Origin of the sequence: Idiomarina abyssalis (genome assembly GCF_900116625.1) — a bacterium.
Classification (GTDB): Bacteria; Pseudomonadota; Gammaproteobacteria; order Enterobacterales; family Alteromonadaceae; genus Idiomarina; species Idiomarina abyssalis.
In genome coordinates, this window is record NZ_FPBE01000001.1 from 583,996 (window position 1) to 608,912 (window position 24,917).

18 protein-coding genes and 1 tRNA gene are annotated in these 24,917 nt (G+C 44.7%); 1 reads left to right on the forward strand and 18 read right to left on the reverse strand.

Annotated features, from left to right (window positions below):
* Positions 1-103 precede the first annotated feature (103 nt).
* Genes BM359_RS02820 through rlmKL form a run of 4 tightly spaced genes read right to left on the reverse strand, consistent with a single transcriptional unit; the run spans position 104 to position 6,153 of the window.
* Positions 104-1,846: a DUF3466 family protein gene (locus tag BM359_RS02820; RefSeq protein WP_054487753.1), complete on the reverse strand. Its 1,743-nt coding sequence runs from the start codon at positions 1,844-1,846 to the stop codon at positions 104-106.
* A gap of 6 nt (positions 1,847-1,852) precedes the next feature.
* Positions 1,853-3,799, reverse strand: a complete 1,947-nt coding sequence (gene uup, locus BM359_RS02825) for an ATP-binding cassette ATPase Uup (RefSeq protein WP_054487755.1) — start codon at positions 3,797-3,799, stop codon at positions 1,853-1,855.
* Positions 3,796-4,035: a glutaredoxin family protein gene (locus BM359_RS02830; RefSeq protein WP_011234529.1), complete on the reverse strand. Its 240-nt coding sequence runs from the start codon at positions 4,033-4,035 to the stop codon at positions 3,796-3,798. The genes uup and BM359_RS02830 overlap by 4 nt, the downstream gene beginning before the upstream one ends.
* Positions 4,036-4,038: 3 nt before the next feature.
* Positions 4,039-6,153, reverse strand: a complete 2,115-nt coding sequence (gene rlmKL / locus BM359_RS02835; protein ID WP_054487757.1) for a bifunctional 23S rRNA (guanine(2069)-N(7))-methyltransferase RlmK/23S rRNA (guanine(2445)-N(2))-methyltransferase RlmL — start codon at positions 6,151-6,153, stop codon at positions 4,039-4,041.
* A gap of 203 nt (positions 6,154-6,356) precedes the next feature.
* On the opposite strand from rlmKL, the gene BM359_RS02840 reads away from it, so the two are divergent.
* A tRNA-Met gene (locus BM359_RS02840) sits at positions 6,357-6,433 on the forward strand.
* Between the two features lie 88 nt (positions 6,434-6,521).
* Here BM359_RS02840 and BM359_RS02845 read toward each other — a convergent pair.
* The 14 genes from BM359_RS02845 to BM359_RS02910 form a co-directional block, all read right to left on the reverse strand.
* A complete protein-coding gene (locus tag BM359_RS02845; RefSeq protein WP_054487759.1) occupies positions 6,522-7,076 on the reverse strand; it encodes a cell division protein ZapC domain-containing protein in 555 nt (184 codons plus the stop codon).
* A 64-nt stretch (positions 7,077-7,140) separates the two neighbouring features.
* Positions 7,141-8,145, reverse strand: coding sequence for a quinone-dependent dihydroorotate dehydrogenase (gene pyrD / locus BM359_RS02850; RefSeq protein WP_054487761.1), 1,005 nt, complete (start codon positions 8,143-8,145; stop codon positions 7,141-7,143).
* Positions 8,145-12,992 carry an NAD-glutamate dehydrogenase gene (locus BM359_RS02855; RefSeq protein WP_054487763.1) on the reverse strand — a complete coding sequence of 1,616 codons (4,848 nt, stop codon included), beginning with the start codon at positions 12,990-12,992 and terminating at the stop codon, positions 8,145-8,147. The genes pyrD and BM359_RS02855 overlap by 1 nt, the downstream gene beginning before the upstream one ends.
* A 196-nt stretch (positions 12,993-13,188) precedes the next feature.
* Positions 13,189-13,416, reverse strand: a complete 228-nt coding sequence (locus BM359_RS02860; protein WP_054487765.1) for a DUF2835 domain-containing protein — start codon at positions 13,414-13,416, stop codon at positions 13,189-13,191.
* A gap of 23 nt (positions 13,417-13,439) precedes the next feature.
* Positions 13,440-16,031, reverse strand: a complete 2,592-nt coding sequence (pepN, locus tag BM359_RS02865; protein ID WP_054487768.1) for an aminopeptidase N — start codon at positions 16,029-16,031, stop codon at positions 13,440-13,442.
* Between the two features lie 18 nt (positions 16,032-16,049).
* Complete coding sequence (nhaC, locus tag BM359_RS02870) at positions 16,050-17,504, reverse strand: Na+/H+ antiporter NhaC (protein ID WP_054487770.1); 1,455 nt, start codon at positions 17,502-17,504, stop codon at positions 16,050-16,052.
* Between the two features lie 12 nt (positions 17,505-17,516).
* Positions 17,517-18,902, reverse strand: a complete 1,386-nt coding sequence (locus BM359_RS02875) for a sodium-dependent transporter (protein ID WP_054487772.1) — start codon at positions 18,900-18,902, stop codon at positions 17,517-17,519.
* 111 nt (positions 18,903-19,013) lie between these two features.
* Entirely contained in the window at positions 19,014-21,071 is a 2,058-nt protein-coding gene (gene prc, locus BM359_RS02880) for a carboxy terminal-processing peptidase (RefSeq protein ID WP_054487774.1), read from the reverse strand.
* A gap of 9 nt (positions 21,072-21,080) precedes the next feature.
* Positions 21,081-21,707, reverse strand: a complete 627-nt coding sequence (proQ, locus tag BM359_RS02885; protein WP_054487776.1) for an RNA chaperone ProQ — start codon at positions 21,705-21,707, stop codon at positions 21,081-21,083.
* Positions 21,700-21,990, reverse strand: coding sequence for a hypothetical protein (locus BM359_RS02890; protein ID WP_054487779.1), 291 nt, complete (start codon positions 21,988-21,990; stop codon positions 21,700-21,702). Before BM359_RS02890 ends, proQ begins: the two co-directional genes overlap by 8 nt.
* Position 21,991: 1 nt before the next feature.
* Entirely contained in the window at positions 21,992-22,465 is a 474-nt protein-coding gene (locus BM359_RS02895; RefSeq protein WP_054487781.1) for a GAF domain-containing protein, read from the reverse strand.
* A 2-nt stretch (positions 22,466-22,467) separates the two neighbouring features.
* Positions 22,468-22,761: a YeaC family protein gene (locus BM359_RS02900; RefSeq protein WP_054487783.1), complete on the reverse strand. Its 294-nt coding sequence runs from the start codon at positions 22,759-22,761 to the stop codon at positions 22,468-22,470.
* Between the two features lie 5 nt (positions 22,762-22,766).
* Complete coding sequence (locus tag BM359_RS02905) at positions 22,767-23,096, reverse strand: eL43 family ribosomal protein (RefSeq protein WP_054487785.1); 330 nt, start codon at positions 23,094-23,096, stop codon at positions 22,767-22,769.
* A gap of 128 nt (positions 23,097-23,224) precedes the next feature.
* Positions 23,225-24,901: an alanine/glycine:cation symporter family protein gene (locus tag BM359_RS02910; RefSeq protein ID WP_054487787.1), complete on the reverse strand. Its 1,677-nt coding sequence runs from the start codon at positions 24,899-24,901 to the stop codon at positions 23,225-23,227.
* Positions 24,902-24,917 lie beyond the last annotated feature (16 nt).

Below are 24,917 nucleotides of genomic sequence, written 5' to 3' on the forward strand. Positions count from 1 at the left end.
ATTGATAGACTTATTTCAGGAGAGTTCAATCGTAAAAGCAGCACAGTATCCATTGACTTTTTTTAACGGATTGAAACTGTGCTACTTTTTATTTTCTAAACGATTATGATTTTTTGGTCTTAAGGAAGGCTCTTCTGCGTATTGCGGTAATAAGCAAACCAAGTGAGCCTAAAGTAAGCAGTGAAAACAGGCCGGTTGACGCACCTTCACGCTCAATTTGATTCTCTTCCTGGCGGCAGTTATTCAGTTCACCATCAACAGGATCAAGCTTGATTGTTACTGCGACTTCCCGCGTTTGAGTCTCACCCGATTCGTCCTGATACTCTTGCTGTTTAAGGGCTGTAGCAAGGATAACACCGTTATCATTTATGCTATTGGCTTCTACTATATCGTAAGGACTATCACAGCTAATCGCGTCGTTTAAGTTAATAAACTCTGCAGCCTCATCGGTACTGTCATAAGCAAAACCAACGCGTTGACGAACGTTAGACAACGTTGCTTCAATCTCGCCTGTACCTACTGCCATGCCATTGTTGTTAATTGAATGAATAATGGTTGAGGATCCAGTGAAGAACCCGGGTACCATCGTCAATTCATCGAGATCAACATCATAAATGAAAGCTGTGTTTCTTAAGGTACCAGACAAGTTTTCAACTAAATAACCAGCCGCCTGGTTATTATCATTGATGTCTTTTGCTGACCCCCAGAAATATTTTTCATCTTCTGTCACAGGTACTGCTTCACCGTCGACAAAAATGGCAGGCATACGAATGGCGCCGCGCTGAGGATGGTAAGTCCAACTCTGGCCGACAGCAATACTGTTATTGTTGACAGCAAAAGCATAACTTGAGAAATCTCGATCATCTTCCTCGTTTCTTGGAACTAATGTCCCAAGCTCTTGCTGGCTAATAACTTCGCCACTAGCATCAAGCTGCCACAAGAAACCTCTAACATCATAAATTGAACGTCGTGCAGAAAAGCTAGATCTGCCTCCGCCAAAGCGAGGATTATAAAAAGGCTCTATATTTGACGCGCCGGTGCTTTTTGTCTCAAACCAGATGTTCCAGGCGCAAACCTGAAGTGGAGCAGAAACGATATCATCCTCATCTTCTGGTTCGCAGTTAGCTATGCGCTCTTCGGATCTTGGGCTTACACCTACACTGGCGTATCCCGCCGCTAGTCCACTATCGTTAATATCGAAAAGAGCACTTTCACCACCAAGATAATCCGTTGCTGGAGGCGTTATTGAAGTCGTTTCACCGTTGTTATACCAAACGCCCCGAGTAATGAAGTCTGAAACAAAAAATTCAGAAGTTTGCTCCTCACCTTCACCATCTGTATATGTGTATTCAATTAAACCAAACGGAGCGCTGCTGTAACCCACTGCCGAATTCTGATTATTTATTGAATAAAAATAGCTGTCGGTGCTGTCTTCTAACTGATCTTCGTTTGCGGGAAACGGAACAATGGACTGAACAGTCGTATCAAAATAATAAGAACGGTTAATGCCGACCCTTTGCTGCTGAGGTTCAGAGTTTCGCTCATTGGCTATTTGCTGAATTATGTATTCTCGTTGTTCCGGCGTTAAGGTATCAACCTCCTCTATGTCGGCGATTCCCGCATTCTGCAAAATAGCTGGAGATATCTTAGTCAGATCAAGTTCAACATCGGTCGGTAGGCGCGAAACACCGACAACAAACTCCTGAGCATTGATATCCTTCGCAAAACTGTGGCGAAAATTATCAGCGGTTGGAATTTCTTCAATTTCATATTTATCTGCTACAGCAGAGAAAGATATTGTCGACACTATCGCGACTGTGAGTGTTTTCAGCGTAAATGATTTCATTATTAACTAACTACTCTGTTCTGATAAGTTTTCCAGTTCTTCCCAGCGCTCCAGGTCCTGCATCAATTGCTCTTCAATACTGGCAATTTCAGTCATCACTGGTTCCGTTTTATCTAGTGGCTGTTCAAAGAACCCCGGTTCATTCATTATTTTTTGTAATTCTTCAAGTTTTGCTTCTTTGTCAGCAATAACCTTTGGTAACTGTTCTAGTTCGCGCTGCAGTTTATAGGATAACTTCTTCTTAGGCTTGTCTGAACCTTTGTCGGCCGTTTTCTGCTTATTTTGCGAACTTTTGTTGCTGTCTGACTCTTTTGACGATGCTTTGGTTCCGCTATTTGAAAATGAATTTTCAGCCTTAGCGGCTAAATAATGGTTTAGCTCAGTAAAACCACCAATTATTTCAGTAATAACGCCCTCGCCTTCAAAATACAAAACGCTAGTGGCGGTGTTATCGACAAACTCCCTATCGTGGCTGACTAACAGAACAGTCCCCTGATAATTTGCAACAATTTGCTCCAGTAACTCTAAAGTTTCGATATCAAGGTCGTTGGTCGGCTCATCCAGTACCAAAATATTGCTGGGTTTCAGCAAGATCTTAGCTAACAGAGCTCGGTTTCTCTCACCACCAGATAAGGCACGAACGGGAGTCCGGGATTGTTTAGGGCTAAACAGAAAGTCCTGTAAGTAACTAAGAATATGACGGCTACGTCCCTGAAATTCGATATCCTGCTTACCATCACCGACGTTATCCATCACGGTTTGTTCAGGATCAAGTTGCGATCGATGTTGATCAAAATAAGCAACTTCAAGGTTTGTACCCAGTTGAACTTTTCCGCTGTCAACGTCCTGCATGCCCAGAATAACCTTGATTAAGGTACTTTTGCCGCAACCATTCGGACCGACAAAAGCGACTTTGTCGCCGCGCATTAGCAATAAGTCCAAATCATTAATAATCGGTTTTTCACCAAAACGTAAGGACAGATCTTCCCCTTCAAAAACTTTTTTGCCTGAACGAGATGACTCATTAACAGACAGGTTCGCTTTGCCCTGAAGTTCTCGACGTTGCTGTCGTTGTTTGCGCAAATCCTGGAGTGCACGCACCCGACCTTCGTTGCGAGTTCGTCGAGCCTTTATTCCTTGTCGAATCCAGGTTTCCTCAGCAGCTAACTTTTTATCAAACTCGGCATTGTGAGTTGCTTCGACTTCCAGCGCTTCTTGCTTCTTTTGCAAATAGGTATCGTAATTTCCGGGGTAACTGGTCAAATGCCCACGATCAAGATCGATAATTCGGGTGGCCAGACGACGAATAAATGCCCTGTCGTGGCTAATAAATAGCACAGCACCAGAAAAATTAACGATTTGCTCTTCCAGCCAACGCACCATTTCAATATCCAAATGGTTGGTCGGTTCGTCCAGCAACAAAATGTCGGGATCAACAACCAAGGCACGAGCCAAAGCTACACGGCGTAGCCAACCACCAGAAAGTGAAGCCATGGTCTCATCGGCCGGCAATTGCAGTTTCGTTAAGACCTGCTCTATTCGCGTATTCACCTGCCACCCGTTAATGGCGTCCAATTGATTCTGCAATTTATCCATTTCATCAAGTGTGGCACTGCTTGGCGAGTCAGTAAGGCTGGCTGAGAGTTCATGATAACGAGCCAACGCTTTACCCGATTCCGCGAGGGCTTCGGCAACGTAGTCAAATACTCTCTGCTCTGACTGTTTGGGCGGGTCCTGAGGTAAGCGTGTTACCTTAGTATCTCCAACCCACTGTATTTGTCCCGAGTCCAGAACCACTTCACTGTCGATAGCTTTCAGTAAAGTTGATTTGCCCGCACCATTTCGGCCAACTAAACAAACCCTTTCACCCGCTTCAATAGTAAAATCAACACCGTCTAAAATGGCATCGGCGCCAAAGGCCAGGTGCGCATCCTGTACACGTAATAAACTCATTGCTCTACAAACTCCAGCAATTGATTAGCATCGAAAGGCCAACGCAGCTCGGCGTCGTCTTTTCCCCGAATAAATACTGGTACTAACCAGCCATACTCTTCTTGCAGCTCCTGCTGTTCGGCAATGTCGACTACTCCAAGTTCAACCGGCTCTTCCAGGTCAAGCGAATGCAATAACTGAATAGCCTGAGTACAAAGCGGACAGTTTGGTTTCGTAAGCAAATAAAACGCAGACATTAATTAAGCCCGTGAAATAATATAATAATGATGAATACCTTTATGGCGTTTGAAGTCCTCGGGTATTGAGGCCTGGGTCTGATCATTTACTTCAAGACCGGCTTTATCCAGGCCTTCGGTGTCGATGCGGAATTTCTTTCTATTGTTAGAGAATAGAATCACGCCATCCTCTTTCAACATTCCCGTGGCGGTTTTTATCAAACCGACGTGGTCACGTTGTATATCCAGAGTTCCGCTCATACGTTTTGAGTTACTAAAAGTGGGCGGATCAAGGAAAATAACGTCAAACAGTTGCTTGCCACGTTGTTCCCGCATCCAGCTAAAGCAGTCAGCCTGAATAAACTGGTAGTCGCCTCGTAAACGGTTTAAGGCAAAGTTACGCTCGCCCCACTTCAGGTAAGTTTTCGACATATCAACGGAAACCACTCGTGCGGCTCCGGCTCTGGCCGCCTGAACAGAGGCGGTGCAGGTGTAGGCAAATAAATTCAGCACATCCAATTCTTCGCATTTATCCAGTAGCTCTTTACGCACCAGTCTGTGGTCCATAAATAAGCCGGTATCCAGGTAGTCGGTTAAATTCACCTCAAACTTGGCGCCGTATTCATTAACCGTTAACACCGTGCTGTCCTGCGATTGTTTTTCGTATTGCTGTTTACCGCTTTGGCGCTGACGGCGTTTTAGAATAATTTTGTCTTCTGACACTGGCAAAGCTGAACTTAAGGACTCCAGCATGAACCACAAACGGTCATTGGCAACACCTTCCGGAATGTCTTTTGGAGCTGCGTATTCCTGTACAACGACGTAATCCTGGTAGATATCGATAGCGGCGTTGTACTCAGGAATGTCGGCATCATAAACACGCCAGCAATCCAGTCCTTCCTTGTCTGCCCATTTACTTAGTTTCGCGTAGTTCTTCTTAACCCTATTAACCAAGTCGTCTGCTTGACTCTCTGCGAAGTCAGGTTGCTCTTTAGTTAAGTCGTAAAGCGCCAGATTAACCGGAATTGCACCATTTAACAGCGGGTATTTCTTATGACTACGCAGTTTCAGACGTTTCAATAACTGCTCGTCTCCCGCCAGTACGGCTATATGCCAATTATGGAAAGTGTCTTTTAATTGACGACCAAAACGTCGGTACAAGAGTAAGGTTTCAACGGCCTCACCCAGACGTTCCCCGTAGGGAGGATTACAGACTAACAGGCCACTTTCCGCCGGTGCTTCACAGTTTGTCGCATCTGCAACTTCAAACTCTATCACTTCATGTAATAACACTCGCTTGGCGTTATCTTTAGCTTTAGCGACCAGGTGTGGGTTGTTGTCAGAGCCTTTTAACTGGCCTTTGAAGTTCTTCTTCCCTTCTTTAAAGCGTTGTTCTGCCTGCTCGAGTACGTCATGCCATAATTGCGGAGAATGCTCATGCCAATACAAAAAGCCCCAATGCGCGCGGCTCAAGCCTGGCGCGTGATCCATAGCCATCATGGCAGCTTCTATTACTAAGGTGCCTGAACCACAAAACGGGTCCAAAATAACAGGTTCATCTTTTTCTAATTCATTTTTGATGCCCGCACGAACTAATATGGCGGCGGCTAAGGTTTCCCGCAACGGCGCTTCCCCCTGCTGCAGGCGGTATCCCCTTTTGTGCATACCATCGCCGGTAAAGTCTAAAGACCAGGTTAGCTTGTCTTTATGCACTCTTACCGCAATACGAATGTCCGGGTCCTGCTTATCAATACTGGGGCGTTCGAACCCGTTATTCCGAAAGTTGTCGACAATGCAGTCTTTAACTAACTGTGCGCCAAACTGGGTATGGCGAATGTCGTCATTACCGCCGGAAAAATCAACCACGAAAGTTCTGTTCGCATCGAAAACCTTGCTCCAGGAGAATTGAGTCAATGCCAGTTTAATCTCATCCAGGCTGGAAACTTCCTTTTCACCCAGTTGTAATAGCATGCGGCTTGCTAACCTGGACCACATAGCCACGGTATAAGCCTGCTGCAAATCAGCCTCGACATAGCAGCCCGCAAGGGTTTGCTTAACATGACTTAAGTTGAATTCTTGCAGCTCATCAAATAAAAGCCCTTCAAGACCTTTGGAGCACGCAATAAAAAAACGATACATAGAAACTTCGCCTAAAAAATTAAGAGGACAATTATAACGGAGAGCTTAGTGGCTGTCTGTAATTGCAGCAGAAATAAGGGCATTACGCAGCGCAACGGCTAATAAAACAGCAGTTAAACCCTGTTTGTTTAAATACTATTCAATTGGGTCAAATAAAGCTTGCGTGATGCAAACTATGACTATACTATGCGCTCTCAATCGGACGCGGGGTGGAGCAGTCTGGTAGCTCGTCGGGCTCATAACCCGAAGGTCGTAGGTTCAAATCCTGCCCCCGCAACCAACGTCCGGACAGGAATACCCTTGTATTAATTCCCCAGAACACATCTGTACTTTCTGTACTTCCCTGAAAAAATTAATAAATAAACTTACTAAGCCAGCTGTTGGCTCCAGTTAGACTGCGCTGACATTGCTAAGTCGACTGTCGCAGGTAAAAGTCGATTTAATGTGACTTTTATAACGTAAAACTGTTTTAACGACTTAATTGCCGAAAGCTGCATTCCATCGCTTAATAATAAGCAGGTTGCAAATTCATCATCTGCATCAAGAATTAAAAATAACCCTTGGTCGAAGCCTGAATTTAACTCGCATAAGGTGCGCTCTGCCGGCCATTCATTAATGTCGGACTTTTGGAAATGCCAGCTTTGAGGCATTTGAGGACGACCAAAACGACTCCATGCAGTTGCATTGAGTGCCGCACTACATGGGGTACAGGGGATTTTATCTGAAGGATAAGACTCTAAAACCTCACTAACCTTTTGGAAGGTTGTAGCATCCTCAATATCCATTAGCTGTTCACTAAAGTGAATATTGACTAATTGACTCGGTTTGTAAGGTGTTTCAAAGACGCTGTCTTCGTTCAGCTTAATGCTGAGCTTGCCAGTTTCTGCATTGAACAACCATAGCCAATGGGATTCCGATTCCACAGTGTTAGCCTTTATAATTAGAAGAATTTAAGCCTTGCGATAAGATACTAAACTCGCACGGCTATTACAAGCGGTTAACAATTGAGCGAATAAGCCCCGGCCCCTGATAAATAAACCCTGTATAAATTTGCACCAGGCTAGCTCCAGCCCTGAATTTGGCCTGCGCCGCCTCGGGTGAATCTATGCCACCAACACCAATTACTGGTATCTGCCTTTGCAAAGTTTTACATAAGAGCTCTATCACTCGAGTACTTTTATCCTGTAGTGGTTTACCGCTTAAGCCCCCTGCTTCCTTAGCCTTATCATCACGCAAACCATCTCGCGAAAGTGTCGTGTTTGTGGCAATCACACCATCCATTTTATTTCGCAACAAAGACTGAGCCATGACTTCAACTTCGCTTTCTTCAAGATCCGGAGCTATTTTCACAACCAGCGGAACATAACGATCATATTTATTCGCCAGTTCAAGTTGCGACTCCTTAAGCCCGGAAAGCAAAGCATCAAGACTTGAACCATGTTGAAGATCTCTTAAACCAGGTGTATTAGGTGATGAAATATTAATTGTCACGTAACCGGCGTAAGGGTAAACCTTTTCCAGGCACGCAAGATAATCATCAAGGGCTCGCTCTTCCGCGGTGTTTTTATTCTTACCGATATTGATGCCCAGCACACCTTTATAAGATGAAGCCTTTACGTTTTCGAGCAATACATCCACACCGTGGTTGTTGAACCCCATGCGGTTGATAATTGCTTCATCTTCAACCAGTCGAAATAAACGCGGTTTATCATTTCCTGGCTGTGCTAAAGGCGTAACTGTACCAACTTCAATAAATCCAAAGCCCATTTGTGCAAAGGCATCGATACACTCAGCATTTTTATCAAGCCCCGCCGCTAAGCCTACCGGGTTAGGAAAGTCTATCCCCATAACCCGGACAGGTTTACTTGGTAGGTTTTGCTTCCAAAGCAAAGACAACAGAGTCCGATGCCATTTACTTAAGATCCCGAGCGTAAGCTCGTGCGTTTTCTCGGGATCTTGTTTAAACAACCATGGTCGAATCAGCTTATACATTAATTGACTACTTTCGGTGCACAGTTGTGGCTTAACAGCATCAGCTCTCTCAGAGCAACCGAGAACTTAGCAAACTCATGGCTCTTCGTTGTACGGAAATCCGATAACATCTGCTGCCAGCGGGAAAGCAAGACTTCATTTTGCTCTATCCACTCACTGATCATTTTCTCAGGATCGCTAACATCCGGTGTGGAACGCAGCACAACCTGAGTCAAAGACCGTTGCTGCCAATCCAGCTCTTCCCGGAACGCAGCTCGTGCCAGTGCCTGCCAGTGATTTGCAACAGGTTGATTATTAATTTGAGTTAAGAACCAGTGCAGGTTTATCTCTGCGCCCAAACGGAAATACAATGTGCCGACAGTCTTAAACGATTGGCCTGTTTCATTAGCCACTTCCGCTAAGTCCATAGCAGAGAACACCGTGCTCAGGCTGGCAACCTGCTTAGCAAGGTTAGCCGGGAAGCCATGTTCTTTGTACTTCTCAATGCTTTGCTCAATGACTTTCGCTTCCTCTTCCACCATGTACTTAAGGCTATTTTTGCGCAAGTCATCGAAGGCGCCCATATAGAAGTCCAGGTGTTCCTGCACACCACTTAATGCAGGGTTACGATGGCGCAAGAACCAACGCGTTGCCCGGCGTACCATACGACGAAGCTGGAATAGAACATCATTCTGAACTTCAGCCGGAACTTTGTTATTCAAAGCTTCAATTTGTTCCCAAAGCTCTTCGACTTTAAAACATTCACGTGCAACCACATAAGCTGATGCAATTTCTGCATACGATGCGCCGGTAGCTTCTTGCTTACGGAATACGAAGTTAGGTCCCATATCGTTAACGATATTATTAGCCAACTTAGTAGCAATAATCTGACCTTTTAGCGGATGTGATGTCATGCTATCCGCAAAGCTCTCACGCAATGCTTCCGGGAAAGAATCAAATAATTCGCGCATGTGATACGGATCTTCAGTAATTTCATCCGTAATCAGTTGCTCTTTCAGAACCATTTTCCCATAAGCCGTTATGGTGGCTAATTCTGGGCGTGTCAGGCCTTGGTTAGCTGCCTGACGTTCGACCAGTTCGTCATCATCGGGTAAAAACTCAAGCTGACGGTTTAATGCATGCTCCCGCTCGAGATGATGAATGAAGCGCTGGTATTCTTTAACCTGATCGGTACCGCGCAATGCCGTTACAGAAATAGATTGTGTTTGTCTGTTACAGTCATCAAGCACAATCTTTGCAACGTCGTCGGTCATATCATAAAGCAGCTTATCGCGTTGCTTCTTAGTAAGGTCGCCATTATTGACCAAACCGTTTAGCAAAATTTTGATATTAACTTCGTTATCCGAACAGTCGACACCACCAACGTTGTCGACGAAGTCCGTATTGACTCGACCGCCCTTCTGGGCAAATTCGATACGTCCTAACTGAGTAAAGCCTAAATTACCGCCTTCTCCAATAATTTTAGCGTTTAGCTCCCGGCCATTTACGCGTAATGCGTCGTTAGCGCGGTCGCCAACATCACTGTCCGTTTCGGCCTTACCTTTAACATAGGTACCAATGCCGCCGTTCCAGATAAGATCGACTTCCATTGTTAAGCAGGCTTTTATTAACTCGTTAGGGGTCATTGATTTTTTCTGGGTGCCCAGCATTTTCTTAATTTCAGGCGTTAGCTCAATAGCTTTCGCGCTTCTTGAGAATATGCCACCACCTTTTGAAATTAAGTCGCGATTGTAGTCGTCCCAGCTTGAACGAGGCATTTTAAACAAGCGATCTCGTTCTTCCCATGACTTCGCTGCATTCGGTTCAGGGTCAATGAAAATGTGCAAGTGGTTAAATGCCGCCTGCAAGCGAGTGTGTTTGGACAGCAGCATACCGTTACCGAAAACATCCCCGCCCATATCGCCTACAGCGACGCAGGTAAAATCGGTTGTTTGGCAATCGATACCCATTTCCCGGAAGTGACGTTTTACAGACTCCCAGGCGCCGCGAGCGGTGATACCCATTTTCTTGTGGTCATAGCCAACGGAACCGCCTGATGCGAAAGCATCACCGAGCCAAAAGTTGTACTCAGCAGAAATGCCGTTAGCAATGTCAGAGAAAGTAGCGGTACCTTTATCAGCTGCAACCACTAAATAAGAGTCATCTTCGTCGTGACGAACCACATCTTTAGGTGGAACAATCTCACCTTCAACAATGTTATCTGTGATATCCAGCAAAGCACGGATAAAGGTTTTATAGCACTCTTTGCCTTCGATCATCATGCCTTCACGGTCTTCTGGTAACGCTTTGCAAATAAAGCCACCTTTAGCACCAACAGGAACGATCACTGTGTTTTTAACCTGCTGCGCTTTAACCAATCCAAGCACTTCAGTACGGAAGTCTTCCCGACGGTCAGACCAACGCAAACCACCACGCGCTACTTTTCCACCACGAAGGTGCACACCTTCCACTCTCGGGGAATAAACAAAGATTTCGAACTTAGGCAACGGCAATGGCATTTCCGGAACAAGTTCAGGTAAGAACTTAACCGAAATATAGGGTTTATCGTTACCTTGTTCATCCTGTTGGAAGAAGTTAGTGCGTAACGCGGCATCAATGAGCTCAACATAGCGACGAATAATACGATCGTCATCAAGGTTTGCTACGTTATCCAGTTCCGTATTGATACGAGTATGAAGCGCTTCGATTTTCTTCTCTGCGCCTTTTGTTCCCGGCTCAAACTTGCTGTAGAACATTTTCACAACCAGCTTGGCCAACAGCGGATACTTACTGAATGTGCTCTCTATGTAACTCTGACTGAATGTCGTTCCAATTTGGCGCATATATTTGGCGAACATGCGCAAAATAGTTGCCTGGCGACCATTCATGCCGGCACCTAACACCAGACGGTTGAATCCATCATCTTCTAATTTACCATTCCAGACGAGTGCAAACGCTTCCTGGAAAGTTTCACGACTTTCTTCCAGGTTTAGTGAACCTGCGGTATGCAACATATGAAAGTCCAGCACCCAGTACACATCACCGTCGGCAGTTTTTATCTGATACGGACTCTCACCTATGACGCGCAGACCAAAGTTTTCCAACATCGGCAACACATCTGACAGATGAATCGGTTCATCTTTATGGAATAACTTCAGGTGTAAATGTTTGCTGTCGTCTTTTTCTTCCTGCGCACGGTATAAAACCATACCCAACTTATGTTCGTCATTTAGCGACTCAAGCTGCTTAATGTCTGATATAGCAACTGAGGGAAGTACGTCTTCTTTATAAGCTCGTGGGAACGCGGTGGAATAACGTTTGTTTAAACGCGTTGCATTGGCTTCCCCAAAGGTCGACTGCAAAATACGTTCGAAGTTATCTTCCCATGTGCGGGCCGCTTCAATTAAATTCTGTTCTAATTCTTTCACGTTCACATCCTGATGATCTTGGCTCAAACGCACTGTGTAATGTGTTCTCGCTAATGAAGACTCGGAGAAGTAAGTGGTAAAGTCCACGTCATATTCAGTTTTTAATGTACGGGCTAAAACGCTTTGAGTTCTCTGACGCAATAGCGTGTTATAACGCTCTTTTGGCACGTAAACCATGCAGGACATAAAGCGGCCGAAGATATCACGGCGCAGAAAAGCGCGGGTCATGTCACGCTCTTGCATTTGTAAAACGCCCAGGCCAACAGTCAGCAAGTCATCTTCTTCAGCCTGAACAATTTCATCTCGCGGATACGTTTCTAAAATGTTCAATAACGCTTTTGCGGCGTGGGACTGTGGAGCAAAACCTGACATCTCTAACACACGAGAGATTTTTTCGCTGACAAGCGGAATATCACGGGCGCTGTTATTGTAGAAGTTTGCTGAATAAAGACCGATAAAACGATCCTCGCCCACCACTTCGCCTTTCTCGTTAAATCGCTTAACACCGATATAGTCAGAATATGCCGGGCGATGCACCCGCGATTTAGAATTCGTTTTTGTTAATAACAACAAACGATCGTTTTGGGTTATTTCGCGAGCATCTTCGGGTAAACTTGAAACCAGACGGCCTTTGTCGCTGATGGAGTTTTTCATCAGACCCAGGCTCGAATCTTTCACTTGTTTAAGTTCGTAGTCCCCTTTTACCGGGGTTAACTCATACGAGCGATAGCCTGTTAACGTAAAATTATCGTTTGCCAGCCACTGTAAAAAACGCTGAATTTCTTTTTTCTCTTTTTTAGAGCCTGGGTAATAATCATTACTCAATTGTTCTGAAACCGCTTGTAGACGGCTGCGCATCGATTGCCAATCTTGCACCGCAAGACTGATCTCTTCCATGACAGAAACCAGTTCATTTTTTAAAGTCTTAATCTCTTTCTGGCTTGTCTGACGGTCTATTTCAATCAAAAACACCGTATCTACATAGTTGTCATCGCTACGTGTGCCCGGCTTTTGCAGTTCATTAACTTGACCTTTACTATCGCGTTTATGGCTTAAAGGCATATGCAACAACAAGTGAGAGGTGATCCCTAGCCTAGCCAACGCCATCCGTACAGAGTCGACCATAAAAGGCATGTCACTCTGAATGATTTCAATAATGGTATGCGGTGACTCCCAGCCATCGGTTGGAACTTCAGGGTTGTATACTTTAATCAGCGCTTTATCACCGGACTTATATTCATTAAAACTGTGCCACAGGCCTAAAACCGCACCATACATATCGCTGTCGTGGCGGTTAGTTAAGTCATCACTGGCAATATTACGATATAGGCGCTTGGCAAAATCTGCTACTAAGTGCGCCTGAGAGGAAGGAACTTTCTTATTTATCAATTCAACGACTTTTTCCAGTAAAACCGGAGATTGACTATCGACCAACGACATAATTACAGAGTCCTTGAGGTTGTTGGTGAAACGTCGTAGGCAAGCCCAAATGGGGCCCACGGCCAGAGAATATATGATTGATGTTATTGTCGGACATTTACGCGGGGGTTTCAACGCTTATTCTTGCTAAAAACAGGTGTTTAGACCAGATATGACGGGGAAGGAAATATAAGTATTTAGTTTAACTGAATGGACTCTATGTCAGACGCTTTAAACCCACAAATTTTTGCTGCTCATCAACCTGTAAAAGAAAGCGTCCGTGTATCCCCTGGGTGTCAATAAAAGGAATTAAACGACCCGCGGGAAGTGCCACCCGCGTGCCGTTTACCGTTGTAACAACGACTTGTTGATAACCCTTGCTGTAATAAACATCGCAGAATTCTTGATAGCTCATTCCCAGGTTAAAAACATATTCAATAATCACCGTCGCGTTATACCTTTAGATAATTATTCACTTAGACAACTTTCTATCTTTTCAAACAAATCACTCGCCAGGTTTGGCAGTTCTCGTAATGTCTCAAGCTCTTTACGCATAAGTTGCTGCCGGTTACTGTCATAACGTCGCCAGCTAACAAAGGCGGAAAGTAAACGCGAAGCAACCTGAGGGTTGCTGGTATTTAATTGCTGAATGACTGAGCCAATTAATTCGTACCCTGCTCCATCAGCTCTATGAAATTGCGACTGATTCTGCGTAAATGCTGCTAATAGAGAATATATACGGTTAGGATTTTTTAATGAAAAGTCCGGATGCGTCATTAAACTTTTAACTCGTTCAACCGTTTTTTCGTTGTTAGCAAGAGCCTGGGTGCTGAACCATTTATCCATAACCAGTTTTTCACCACGCCATTGTTCTTCAAACTGATTTAACAAAGGTTCCGCAACGACGTTATTCGCCCAGACAGCCGCCTGTAAAGCACCAAGCTGGTCGGTCAAATTATCAGCCTGGTTAAATTGTTGCTTTAAGCGATTAGAAGTTTTGTCACCAAGTTCAGCTAAGTAACTTAAACAAACCTGCTTCAATTGACGCTTAGCAATATCCTCGCCATTTAACTGGTAAGCTTTTTCAGAGACACAAACATCCAGAAGCTCTTTGAAGTCATCCTCTAAGGCTTCGGCCAACTGCAATTTTAACGACTTCAACTGAGCATTAATGGCTTCAACCGGAATAGTCTGATAACCATCAGCGATAGTTGATGCCGTTGGCAGAGTTAAGGCCAGTGCTTTTAAAGCCGGATCCGTATTTGCCTGAAGTAAGTTCCGGCACGCCTGAATGGTTTGTTCGGACAGTTCGGCGCTGCTATGAGTAGCAATGCCCTTTTCCACAATACGCGTAAACAGCGACTGGGCAGCATCCCAGCGGCTGAAGTCGTCTTCGCTATGAGCAAGTAATACTCTGAGCTCGCCATCGGTTAACGACCGTTTTACTTTTACCGGAGCCGAAAAGTTGTCAAATAAGGACAAAATCGGTTTCTCTGCAACATTGTCAAAAGCAAAAGTTGCTTCGGCATCTTTCAAGTGCAAGACGTCATCATCGCTTAATGACAAACGTTGACCCTGTTCGCTATAGGCGGACCACTTAACAGGAATATGGAACGGGGCCTTTTCCTCCTGGCCGGGAGTTGAAGCTGTTGACTGTTTTAATACTAACGTAAGACGTTTTTTGTTTTCGTCGTAAACTTCCTCAACGGTCACAACCGGTGTGCCAGCCTGCGAGTACCAGTTACGGAAAGTGGTGAAATCTTTACCGTTAGCATCTTCCATGGCTTTGACAAAGTCTTCGCAGGTAACTGCGTTGCCGTCATGACGCTCAAAATAAAGCTTCATGCCCTTCTGGAAACCTGCTTCGCCAAGCAGAGTGTGGATCATACGAATAACTTCAGCGCCCTTATTATAGACCGTTACCGTGTAGAAGTTGTTCATTTGAACCACTTTATCCGGTCTAATTGGGTGCGCCATAGGACCTGAATCTTCAGCAAATTGATGGCTGCGAATAACCCGAACATCCTGAATTCGGTTAACTGCGCGAGAGCCTAAATCTGAACTGAACTCTTGATCACGAAATACCGTTAAGCCTTCTTTTAAGCTCAGTTGAAACCAGTCACGACAAGTGACTCGGTTGCCGGTCCAGTTGTGAAAATACTCGTGCCCTATAACCGACTCAACATTGAGAAAGTCCTGATCGGTTGCGGTTTTTGGGTTCGCTAATACATACTTTGCGTTAAAAACATTCAGGCCTTTGTTTTCCATCGCACCCATGTTGAAGAAGTCCACAGCTACGACCATGTAGATATCAAGATCGTAAACCAGGTCAAAGCGCTCTTCATCCCACTTCATCGCGTTCTTAAGCGACAACATGGCATGATCAGCGCGATCAAGATTGCCCTTATCGACAAAGAGTTCTAAATCAACGGTTCGCCCTTCCCGGGTGGTAAACTCATCACGTAAAATATCAAAGTCGCCCGCAACCAGAGCGAATAAGTAACAAGGCTTAGGAAAAGGGTCTTGCCAGGTAGCCAAATGCTTACCGTTTTCAAGCTCAAGATGTTTGATCCGGTTACCATTTGATAGCAAGTACGGAAAGTCACTCTTATCGGCAATAACAGTCGTGGTGAATTTAGCTAAAACATCCGGGCGGTCAAGGTAGAAGGTTATTCTCCGAAAACCTTCCGCTTCACATTGTGTGCAGAACGTATTTTCTGCCAGGTATAAACCTTCGAGAGCTTCATTAGCCGTCGGGTTAACACGGTTCTCAATTTCTAAAGTAAAAGAGTTGAGAGGCGTTTTGAGGGTCAGACTATGCTCATCATGCTGGTATAAGTCTTCCGAAACCTCTTCCCCATCAACTTTGATACTCAGCAGAGTTAACTGTTCTCCATCAAGTACCAAAGGCTTTTCATGTTCGCCTTGTCGTACAACTTTTAAGACGCTCTTTACCCGAGTTTCAGTCGGATGAAGATCAAACGTTAAATCGACATCCGTTATTGTGAATTCAGGTTCTTGATAATCTTTACGATATTTAGCCTTTGGTAATTGTGTCATAGCTTCCTTCTGTATTGATTAAGCTTTCGCTGTCTCTTCTTTAGGGTTTAGATACAGTATCGTCCAACCCGTGTAAGCAAATACAATGGCAATAAGCGGTGTCAGATAGTTAAAGAACGCATAAATACCATATTCAAACGGGCTCACCGCAAGTACTGAGAACATATAAGCACCACAGGTGTTCCATGGAATAAGAGCCGAGGTGATCGTACCGCTGTCTTCCAGTGTTCGGGACAGAACGCGAGGGTCTAAATTACGGCGTTCATACTCTTCTTTAAACATACGCCCTGGCAATACAATGGCCATATACTGATCAGCCGTTAATACGTTTGCCCCAAAGCAAGTAAAAATGGTGCCTGTAATTAGCGAGCCAACACTTTTAGCCGACTTCAGCATGCCGCGGATAAAGCGTTCTAACAGGCCAACCTTTTCCATGATAGCGCCGAATGTCATGGCACTTAAGATAAGCCAAACCGTATTCAGCATTGACACCATTCCACCGCCACTTAGCAGTGAATCTAAATTGGCACTGCCGGTACTGACCTCCACACCGTCTGATAATGCTAACCAAACGACTTTAATGGCCGGCACCCAACCTTCTTCTCCGGCAATAAAACTGATCATTTCAGGCTGAAAAATAAGCGCCCAGGCACCGCCCAGTAATGCGCCAAAAAATACCGTTGGTAACGCAGGCTTTCGAGTTGCAGCCAAATAAAGCAATACAGCTAATGGAACTAACATCGGCCAACCGATATTAAAGGTACCCTGCAACTGTTCCTGCATAAGCTCCAGGCGCTGTAAACTCACATTAGTATCGGCATTAAGGCCAAGAATTAAAAACAGCACGACTGAAATAACAAACGCAGGGCCTGCGGTGTAGCCCATATAACGAATGTGTGCGAACAGTTCCGTCCCCGAAACCGCTGGCGCAAGGTTTGTGGTATCCGATAATGGCGACATTTTATCGCCAAAATAAGCCCCTGAAACAATAGCGCCCGCTGCAATGCCTGGCTCTAAACCCATTCCTGATGCTACGCCCATTAAAGCCACACCAATAGTCGCGGCGGTAGTCCAGGAGCTACCGATAGACAAGGCAACAACACCACAGATAATACAGCTAGCGGCATAGAATAAGCTCGGATTTAGCAGCTCAAGGCCAAAATAAATGAGTGTAGGGACGGTACCCGATAAGAGCCAGGTACCAATCAATGAGCCAACCGCAAGAATGATAAGCATTGCACCCAGAGCAACGGAAATGCCCTCGGTAATACCCTCTTCAATTTGCTGCCAGCTAAAACCATTTCGGAAGCCGATAATAACGGCAATGCCAGCCGCAACTAACAATGCTATCTGGTTCGGTCCGTAAGAAGAGTCTTCGCCAAACAAATAAACCGACGAAGACAACATAGCAATTAGCGCAATTAAAGGGATCAGCGCTTGTAATAAACTGGGTGCTTTTGTTTTATGACTCATTAATTATTCAACCTAAAGTTTTATAAAGCCAATTAGCTGTAAAAAAATAATAATGATGGCGACTGGAGAAATGTATTTAACACAAAGTAACCAGACATCGAAAATGCCTTTTTTGGTATCCAGTTCGTCTTTTGTGAATTCAGAACGCATCACCCAACCTGCTAATACCGCCAACAGTAAACCGCCTAGTGGTAGTAACAAGCTCGATGTTAAAACATCTATGATATCAAAGAGTGAATTAATTGGCTTACCAAACCATTCTCCGCTTAACTGCGCCCATTCAGACCCGGCAAAGGAATGGATCGTTAACTGCCCAAGAAGCCACAATACTCCGGCCGATACGATTGTTGCCGGCCAGCGACTTAAGGAAAATTTTTCAGCAACAAAAGCCACAGACGACTCAATCATCGCAATGGCCGATGTAAATGCTGCAATAACCAGCATGATAAAGAACACTGTTCCGACAAAACCACCCGCCGGCATCTCACTAAAGGCTAAAGGCAAGGTTGTGAAAATAAGCCCGGGGCCTTCACTTGGAGTTAAGCCATAACCAAAAACCAGCGGGAATATGGCCAGACCGGCAAGCAATGCTACAAAAGTATCTATAACAGCAATCCAGAGGCTGGTTTGCACAATTGAAGTTTCACGTGGAAGGTAGGCGCCATACATAATGACAACGCCAGAGGCCAGGCCTAAAGTAAAGAATGAATGGCCTAGTGCTATCATGACACCATTAACACTGAGCTTGCTAAAGTCAGGCTCAAACATAAAGCCTATTGCAGCAGAGAAATCGCCAATACTGCCGGAGTAGACCGCAATGACCACCAATAGAACAATCATGCAGGGCAGTAATAATCTAACCGACCTTTCAAGGCCATTTTTTACACCATTACCAACAACCAAAACTGTGGCTATGATCACCAGGCTGTGCCAAAGCATTAGCTCACCAGGAGATGCCAATAAACCTTCAAAGGTTTTTCCTATCTCTTCAGCTGAAGCCTGGGTAAATGCACCCTGTCCTGCTTTGAATACGTAAGCTAATGCCCAGCCTGCGATCACGGCATAGAAGCTTAAAACTAAGTAGCCGGTAAGCATGCCCAGCCATCCGGCCGATTGCCAGGCAGAGTGCTTACCGGATTCTAACGCAACTGATTTTGCGGCATACCCTGGAGAGTGGCGCCCACGCCGTCCTATAATGACCTCAGCCATCATAATGGGTATGCCAATAGCCAAAATACAAAGCAGATAAACAAGGACAAAAGCACCGCCCCCGTTTTCGCCCATTACATAAGGAAACTTCCAAATGTTACCTAAGCCAACAGCAGCGGCAGAAGAAGCCAATATAAAACTTAGCCGGCTTGACCACCGGCTCGAGATAGCTTGATTATTTGTTGTCATTATTATTAATCGTTTGTGTTTATTAACGCGCTATATGACCACAAAAATAGGGTCTATGACAAGTTCACAAAAAAATACCGCCGTAAAGGCGGTACTTTAAAAATTACACTCTTAATTCGAAGCAAGTTGCTTATCATCAATAAAATCGAATGCAACCAGAGCGGCCTGGTCAAGGTAAGGATCCACCTCAACAAAGTCTTCCGGCGCTTCTTCAATATCTTCAACAGGCTTTTTACCCGCACGCTTTAAACGTTCATTAACGCGCTCTAGCTGTATTGCTTTCTGCTTTTCCTGTTTCTCTTCACGCTCAGCTAAAACCAGGCTAACCCAGGTTTTATCACGTTCCTTTCTGAATCTTTCGATTTCCTCAAACACATAAGAAAATTCAGGATCATCCTCTATTCGTTGATTCAGCTGTTGTTGCAACTCTTTTACCTCTGCACTATTGATGTTGCCAACTGTGCTATATGTCGCTTTATCAATTTTATCCCAGGGCAAAGCATTGTCTTCTTTACTTTCACCCCACTCAGAAGCTTCAACAAAAGAAGGGAAAACAACGTCAGGCTGAACACCTTTCAGTTGGGTGCTACCACCGTCAATACGGTAAAACTTCGCAATCGTATACTGTACGCTTCCTAACGGATTATCGTAAAAGTCAAAGCGACGAGCCAGACCGCGATGCTGCTGTACAGTGCCCTTCCCAAAGGTGTTTTCACCAATAATAAGTGCCCGTTCATAATCTTGCATAGCTGCAGCAAAAATTTCAGAGGCTGATGCACTGTAACGGTCGACCATAACGAACAATGGTCCTTCATAATATGTCTTTCCGTCTTTATCTTCACTGACGTCAATTCGGCCACGCCCATCGCTCACCTGTACAACCGGCCCCTTATCAATGAATAAACCACTTAAGCTAATAGCCTCGGTTAACGCTCCGCCGCCGTTACCACGTAAATCTACGATAAGGCCTTCGACATCTTTGCTTTCTAAGTCTTCTATTAGCTTTTTAACATCAGCAGTTAAATTATTGTAGAACCCCGGGATTTCAATAACTCCCAAGCGTCGGCCTTTATAAAGGCCTTCTTCAAATTCTTTTACTTCAGCTTTGGCCGCGCGATCTTCCAGCTTAACTTTGTCACGGACAATCTCAACTTCGCTCGGCGTACCGCCAGCGCCCTGGCTAGCCTTTAAGACCTGTAAGCGAACCGTGGTTCCTTTTGGCCCTTTAATGAGTTCAACAACGTCATCCAACCGCATGCCAATAATATCAACGAAGTCTTCTTCATCTTCACCTTTACCCTGGCCAACAGCGATAATCTTATCTTCAGGTGAGAGCTCTCCAGTTTTGTCCGCCGGACCACCCGGAACCAGGCTGCGGATTACGGTGTAATCATATTCTGACTGCAAAACGGCACCGATACCTTCAAGTTCAAGGTTCATATTCTGCTGAAAACGTTCTGAATTAGAAGGAGATAAATAACTGGTATGCGCCTCAACCGAGCGAGCAAATGCATTCATCAAGGTTTGAAAAACGTCTTCACTTTTAGATTTGGTCAATCGGTTTAATGCGCTGTTATAACGCTTGCCTAAGGTTTCAACAATTTCCGGCCATTCTTTACCGGCAAGCTTCAAGTTAAGAGCGTCGTATTTAACCCGGCTTTGCCAAAGTTCATTGAGCTCTTCCAGAGACGATGCCCATTCTGCGTCTTCCCGGTCGTAGTAGTACTTGTCATCTTTTGCTGAGAAGTCCATAGGCTCCTCTTCATCAAGCAAAGACAAGGCATACTCATAACGCTGGAAACGGCGTTCCAGGCTTTTCTGATAGATATCGAAAGCGACATCCAACTCACCACGCTTCAGCATGTCATCGAATAAATGGCGATATTCATCTGCCGCTTCTACATCTTCTTTAAGCAAAAACATCTTGCTGTAATCAAGCAGCTCGAAATAGCGTTCATGAATCTTTTCAGACAGTTCATTATCAAGCGTCAGACTACTGAAATGATAGCGGGTAAAATAAGAGGTAATACGCTCACTGGCTGTATCGTGTTGAGCTTCTTGCTCTAATTCTGGTAACTCACTGATTTTGTGCTCTGGCGGTATAGCAACCGCAGCAGGAACAACACACATCAGTGCCAATGCACATTTTTTTACAGCCCAGTGTTTCATCGACTACTCCTACGCGCGCAGAAAAATTTTATCTGCTTTAACTTTCATGGTTAACCCGTTTTGCAACTGAACCTGAACATCATCTTTGTCCAGTTCCAAAATTGTTGCTGACATTGGGGTATTCCCTGCTTTTACCTGTACCTGTTGACCAACGGAAAGGTTATTGAGTTCCACATCGGCCAATTTAACTTCAGGTTTGTTAGCTTTTTTGGTGGGCTTAGACTTAGGTTTACCTGCGCCTTCCGCTTTCTTCTTAGCCGGCGCCTTCTTTGCATTAGCCTTAGCAGAAGCCTTATTCTTTTCAGCAACTTTCGCCTTTGACTCTTTTAATGTCTCCTGAGCGTGTTGCTGATGCTCTTCAGTAACCGCTTCAACTGATTTACCATCAAGATCCACGCGCTGACTACCAGCTTTAATACTGTGAAGGTAACGCCAACTGTTCGTATAATGACGTAACGCTGTTCTCAAGCGCGTTTTACTCACTTTGTCATCATTTTCCAGACGTTTCGCTAAGTCTTCAAAAATACCGATTTTTAATGGCTTAGCATCGCCTTTAATACTAAAACACTCAGGAAATTGCTCAGTTAAGTAGGCAATAACATCTTTGCTCTTCGTCAGCTTTTCAGGTTCACTCATTCCATTCTTCTTCCTGTTCGCGGACAACTTTCATTAAGTTTCGAACATAGTCGTCCATTTCATCAAATGACAAATCTAATAAGGCAGGCTCTTCGATCCAGTCGTACAGCGTACGACGAACCATTTCTTCAAGCTGCTCTGTTGTATCGTCATCCTCTCGTAATGCATTAATGTGATGAAGCATTTCGTTGATTCGGTCAGCGGCTTCTTCTTCCTGCTCTTCGAAAAAAACAACGTCCTGCTTCGTCACTAAATAGCTATGAATATCGAATTCAACAAACATATCAGCGCTGCAACCCTGACCAATCTAATGACTGGCAATATTCAGCAATCGCTTTAATACCCTTTTCATCTTCTTCGCTAAAACGGCCGATTGATGGGCTATCGATGTCCAGTACCGCAACCGTTTTTCCATTTACAACAATAGGTGCCACCACTTCGCTGTTTGATGCCGAGTCACACGCAATGTGTCCGGAAAACTGATGAACATCTTCGACTCGCTGGCACTCTTGTGACTGTGCCGCTACTCCGCAAACGCCTTTGCCAGAAGGTATCCGGACACAGGCAACTCGCCCCTGGAAAGGACCCAGCACTAATTCATCGTCTAAGCGGGTTAAATAAAAACCTAACCAGTTAACGTCATCAATATGTTCGTAAAGTAGCGCAGAAATATTCGCAAGGTTTGCAATTAAATCGGGCTCGGCCTCTGTTAATGCCCTGCTTTGGGCTAACAAATCTGAATACAGCTGAGAGCTCATAATTAGCCTTCTTGTCCATCGAGTTTAAAACGCGCAATTGATTCTTCGGGAGTGTCTTTAAACTGCTCTTTTAGCTCGCGTTTTGTTTTTGTCACCATCTCTCCATTAGCACCAATAGTAAAAGCCTCATCGGAGCTTGCATAGCGCGCCTGATAAGCCATAACTAATTGAATGGAGTTTTCACGTTGCTCGTCAGATAAACGGTTGCCGTCAGGCCATTTCCCCGTTTCAACAGCTTGTACCAGGCGTTCATAGACTTCCTGGTTCATACTTTTAATTAAATCGTCGAATTGCATAGGGGTTACCGCTTTTTCTTTTTTAAGAAGAGAAGCTGCACACGGTTGATTAAAAACCAGACGACTCCACCAACCATTGCACCAACAGCAATACCGTATTGCCAGGTATTAGGCATAGGCTGCTGCATGAACAAATAAGTAAAAGCAGCAATAGCAATAAGTAAGGCGAGCATTGAACGTGAAACCAGCTTATCAGACTTTTCTTGTTTAAGTCTTAGCCACTCACGTTCCATATCTTCCTTTGACTGACCGGCCAGCACAAACTGGCAATGCGGACATTCTTTTACTTTGCTTGAAATTCGTTTATTACACGAAGGACATTGTGTTAACGCCATATACAACCTATCTCTTATGCAGTCCTTGCAATATAAGGCTTTTGCTCTTAATTTCAAGCGTTACCCGGGAATAAAAGTAAAACGGCCAACTTATCGTTGGCCGCTTAGCTTCAGTTTATTGCAATAAATCACTTCTTCTTATCGGCATCACCAAAGTCTTTCCAGTACGACTTAACGGTCGATTTCATTTCGCGGTGAAGCAAAATCATGCCCAGTAAGTTGGGTAATGTCATTAAGACAATGGCAACGGCAGAGGCTGTCCAAACCAGCGTTGTATCGGCAAAAGACGCCCAGAAGAAGCCCGCCACATACAGTATGCGATAAGGCATGACCCCTTTCTGTCCAACCAGGTAGACAACCGCCCTGTCACCATAATAGGACCAGGCAATGGCCGTTGAAAATGCGAACATTAACAAGGTAATTGGAATAATATACTGACCGTAATCACCAAAGTAACCGTTTGCAAAAGCCAGTGAGGTAAGAGCAGCAGAGTGCACTAATGACTTACCAACAACCTGAATATCCTCTTTGATCAGATTACCGTTCTCAATTCTAACCTGACCGTTGTAGGCATCTTCTCCTGCAATAACGAAACGTACATCTTCAGCAACAGAACGCGCGTGTAAAATCGTGATTTCACCATTCGTCTGAGCCTGGCCATCTACAACTTGTAAAGTGCCCGAGTAACGCGTTATTTCAGTATCGCTAATGCCATTTAAGTACTTGTACAATTCTTGTCTGTCTTCGCTGTCAACGTCGTTGTATTCACCGACAACAAAATCCAGATCACTTCGGGCAAAATTGTTCTCAAACTTCTCAGTCCACACACCCGAAGACAAGATAACCAAACCGGTTAAAGTACAAATTAAAATGGTATCCAGAAACGGCTCAAGAATCGAAACCAAACCTTCAGCTACAGGGTCTTTCGCTTTTGCCGAGGCGTGTGCAATAGGAGCAGAACCCTGACCGGCCTCGTTCGAAAATAAACCACGGTTTACACCACGGTTAAAGGCATAAGCAAAGCTTGCACCAAGGAACCCGCCAGCCGCAGCTGAACCCGTGAAGGCGTCACTGAAAATGGAAACAAAGGACGAACCAATGTTATCGATATTGAAGAAAATAACGCTTAAAGAACCGATAACATAAACAATTCCCATAATAGGAACAATTTTTGAGGTAACCGCCGCTATTCGCTTGATACCACCAATAATAACCATAGCCAGTAAAATGGATAAAATAGCACCTGTCCAGATAGGATCAATTGCAAATGTCTGCTCCATTGACTGCGCTATGTTATTAATTTGGGGCATGTTTCCTGTGCCAAAAGAACTCACAATGGTTGCAATGGCAAAGATAACAGCTAGCCACTTCATATTAAGGCGGCGATCCATGTAATACATGGGACCACCGGCCATAGTGCCGTCTTCGGTTTTAACGCGGTACTTGTGCGACAGTGTGACTTCGACAAACTTCGTTGTCATACCCAAAAAGGCAGTCATCCACATCCAGAAAATAGCGGCCGGACCACCGAGGAATATTGCCAGCGCAACACCACCAATGTTACCTGTACCCACAGTTCCTGATAACGCCGTTGATAACGCCTGGAAATGACTGGTATCGCCTTGTGAGTCTTTGCGATCAAACTTCCCTGCTAACACTCTCCATGCATGTCTGAAATAGCGGACCTGAGGAAAGCCAAGGTACAAAGAGAAAAATAAGCCCACACCGAGCAAAATAAATGGGAAATAGGCTGCAGAGCCTAAAAACCCATCAATCCAAAGTAAAAAATTGTTGAGCGCTTCCAAGGAAGACCCCCTTTGT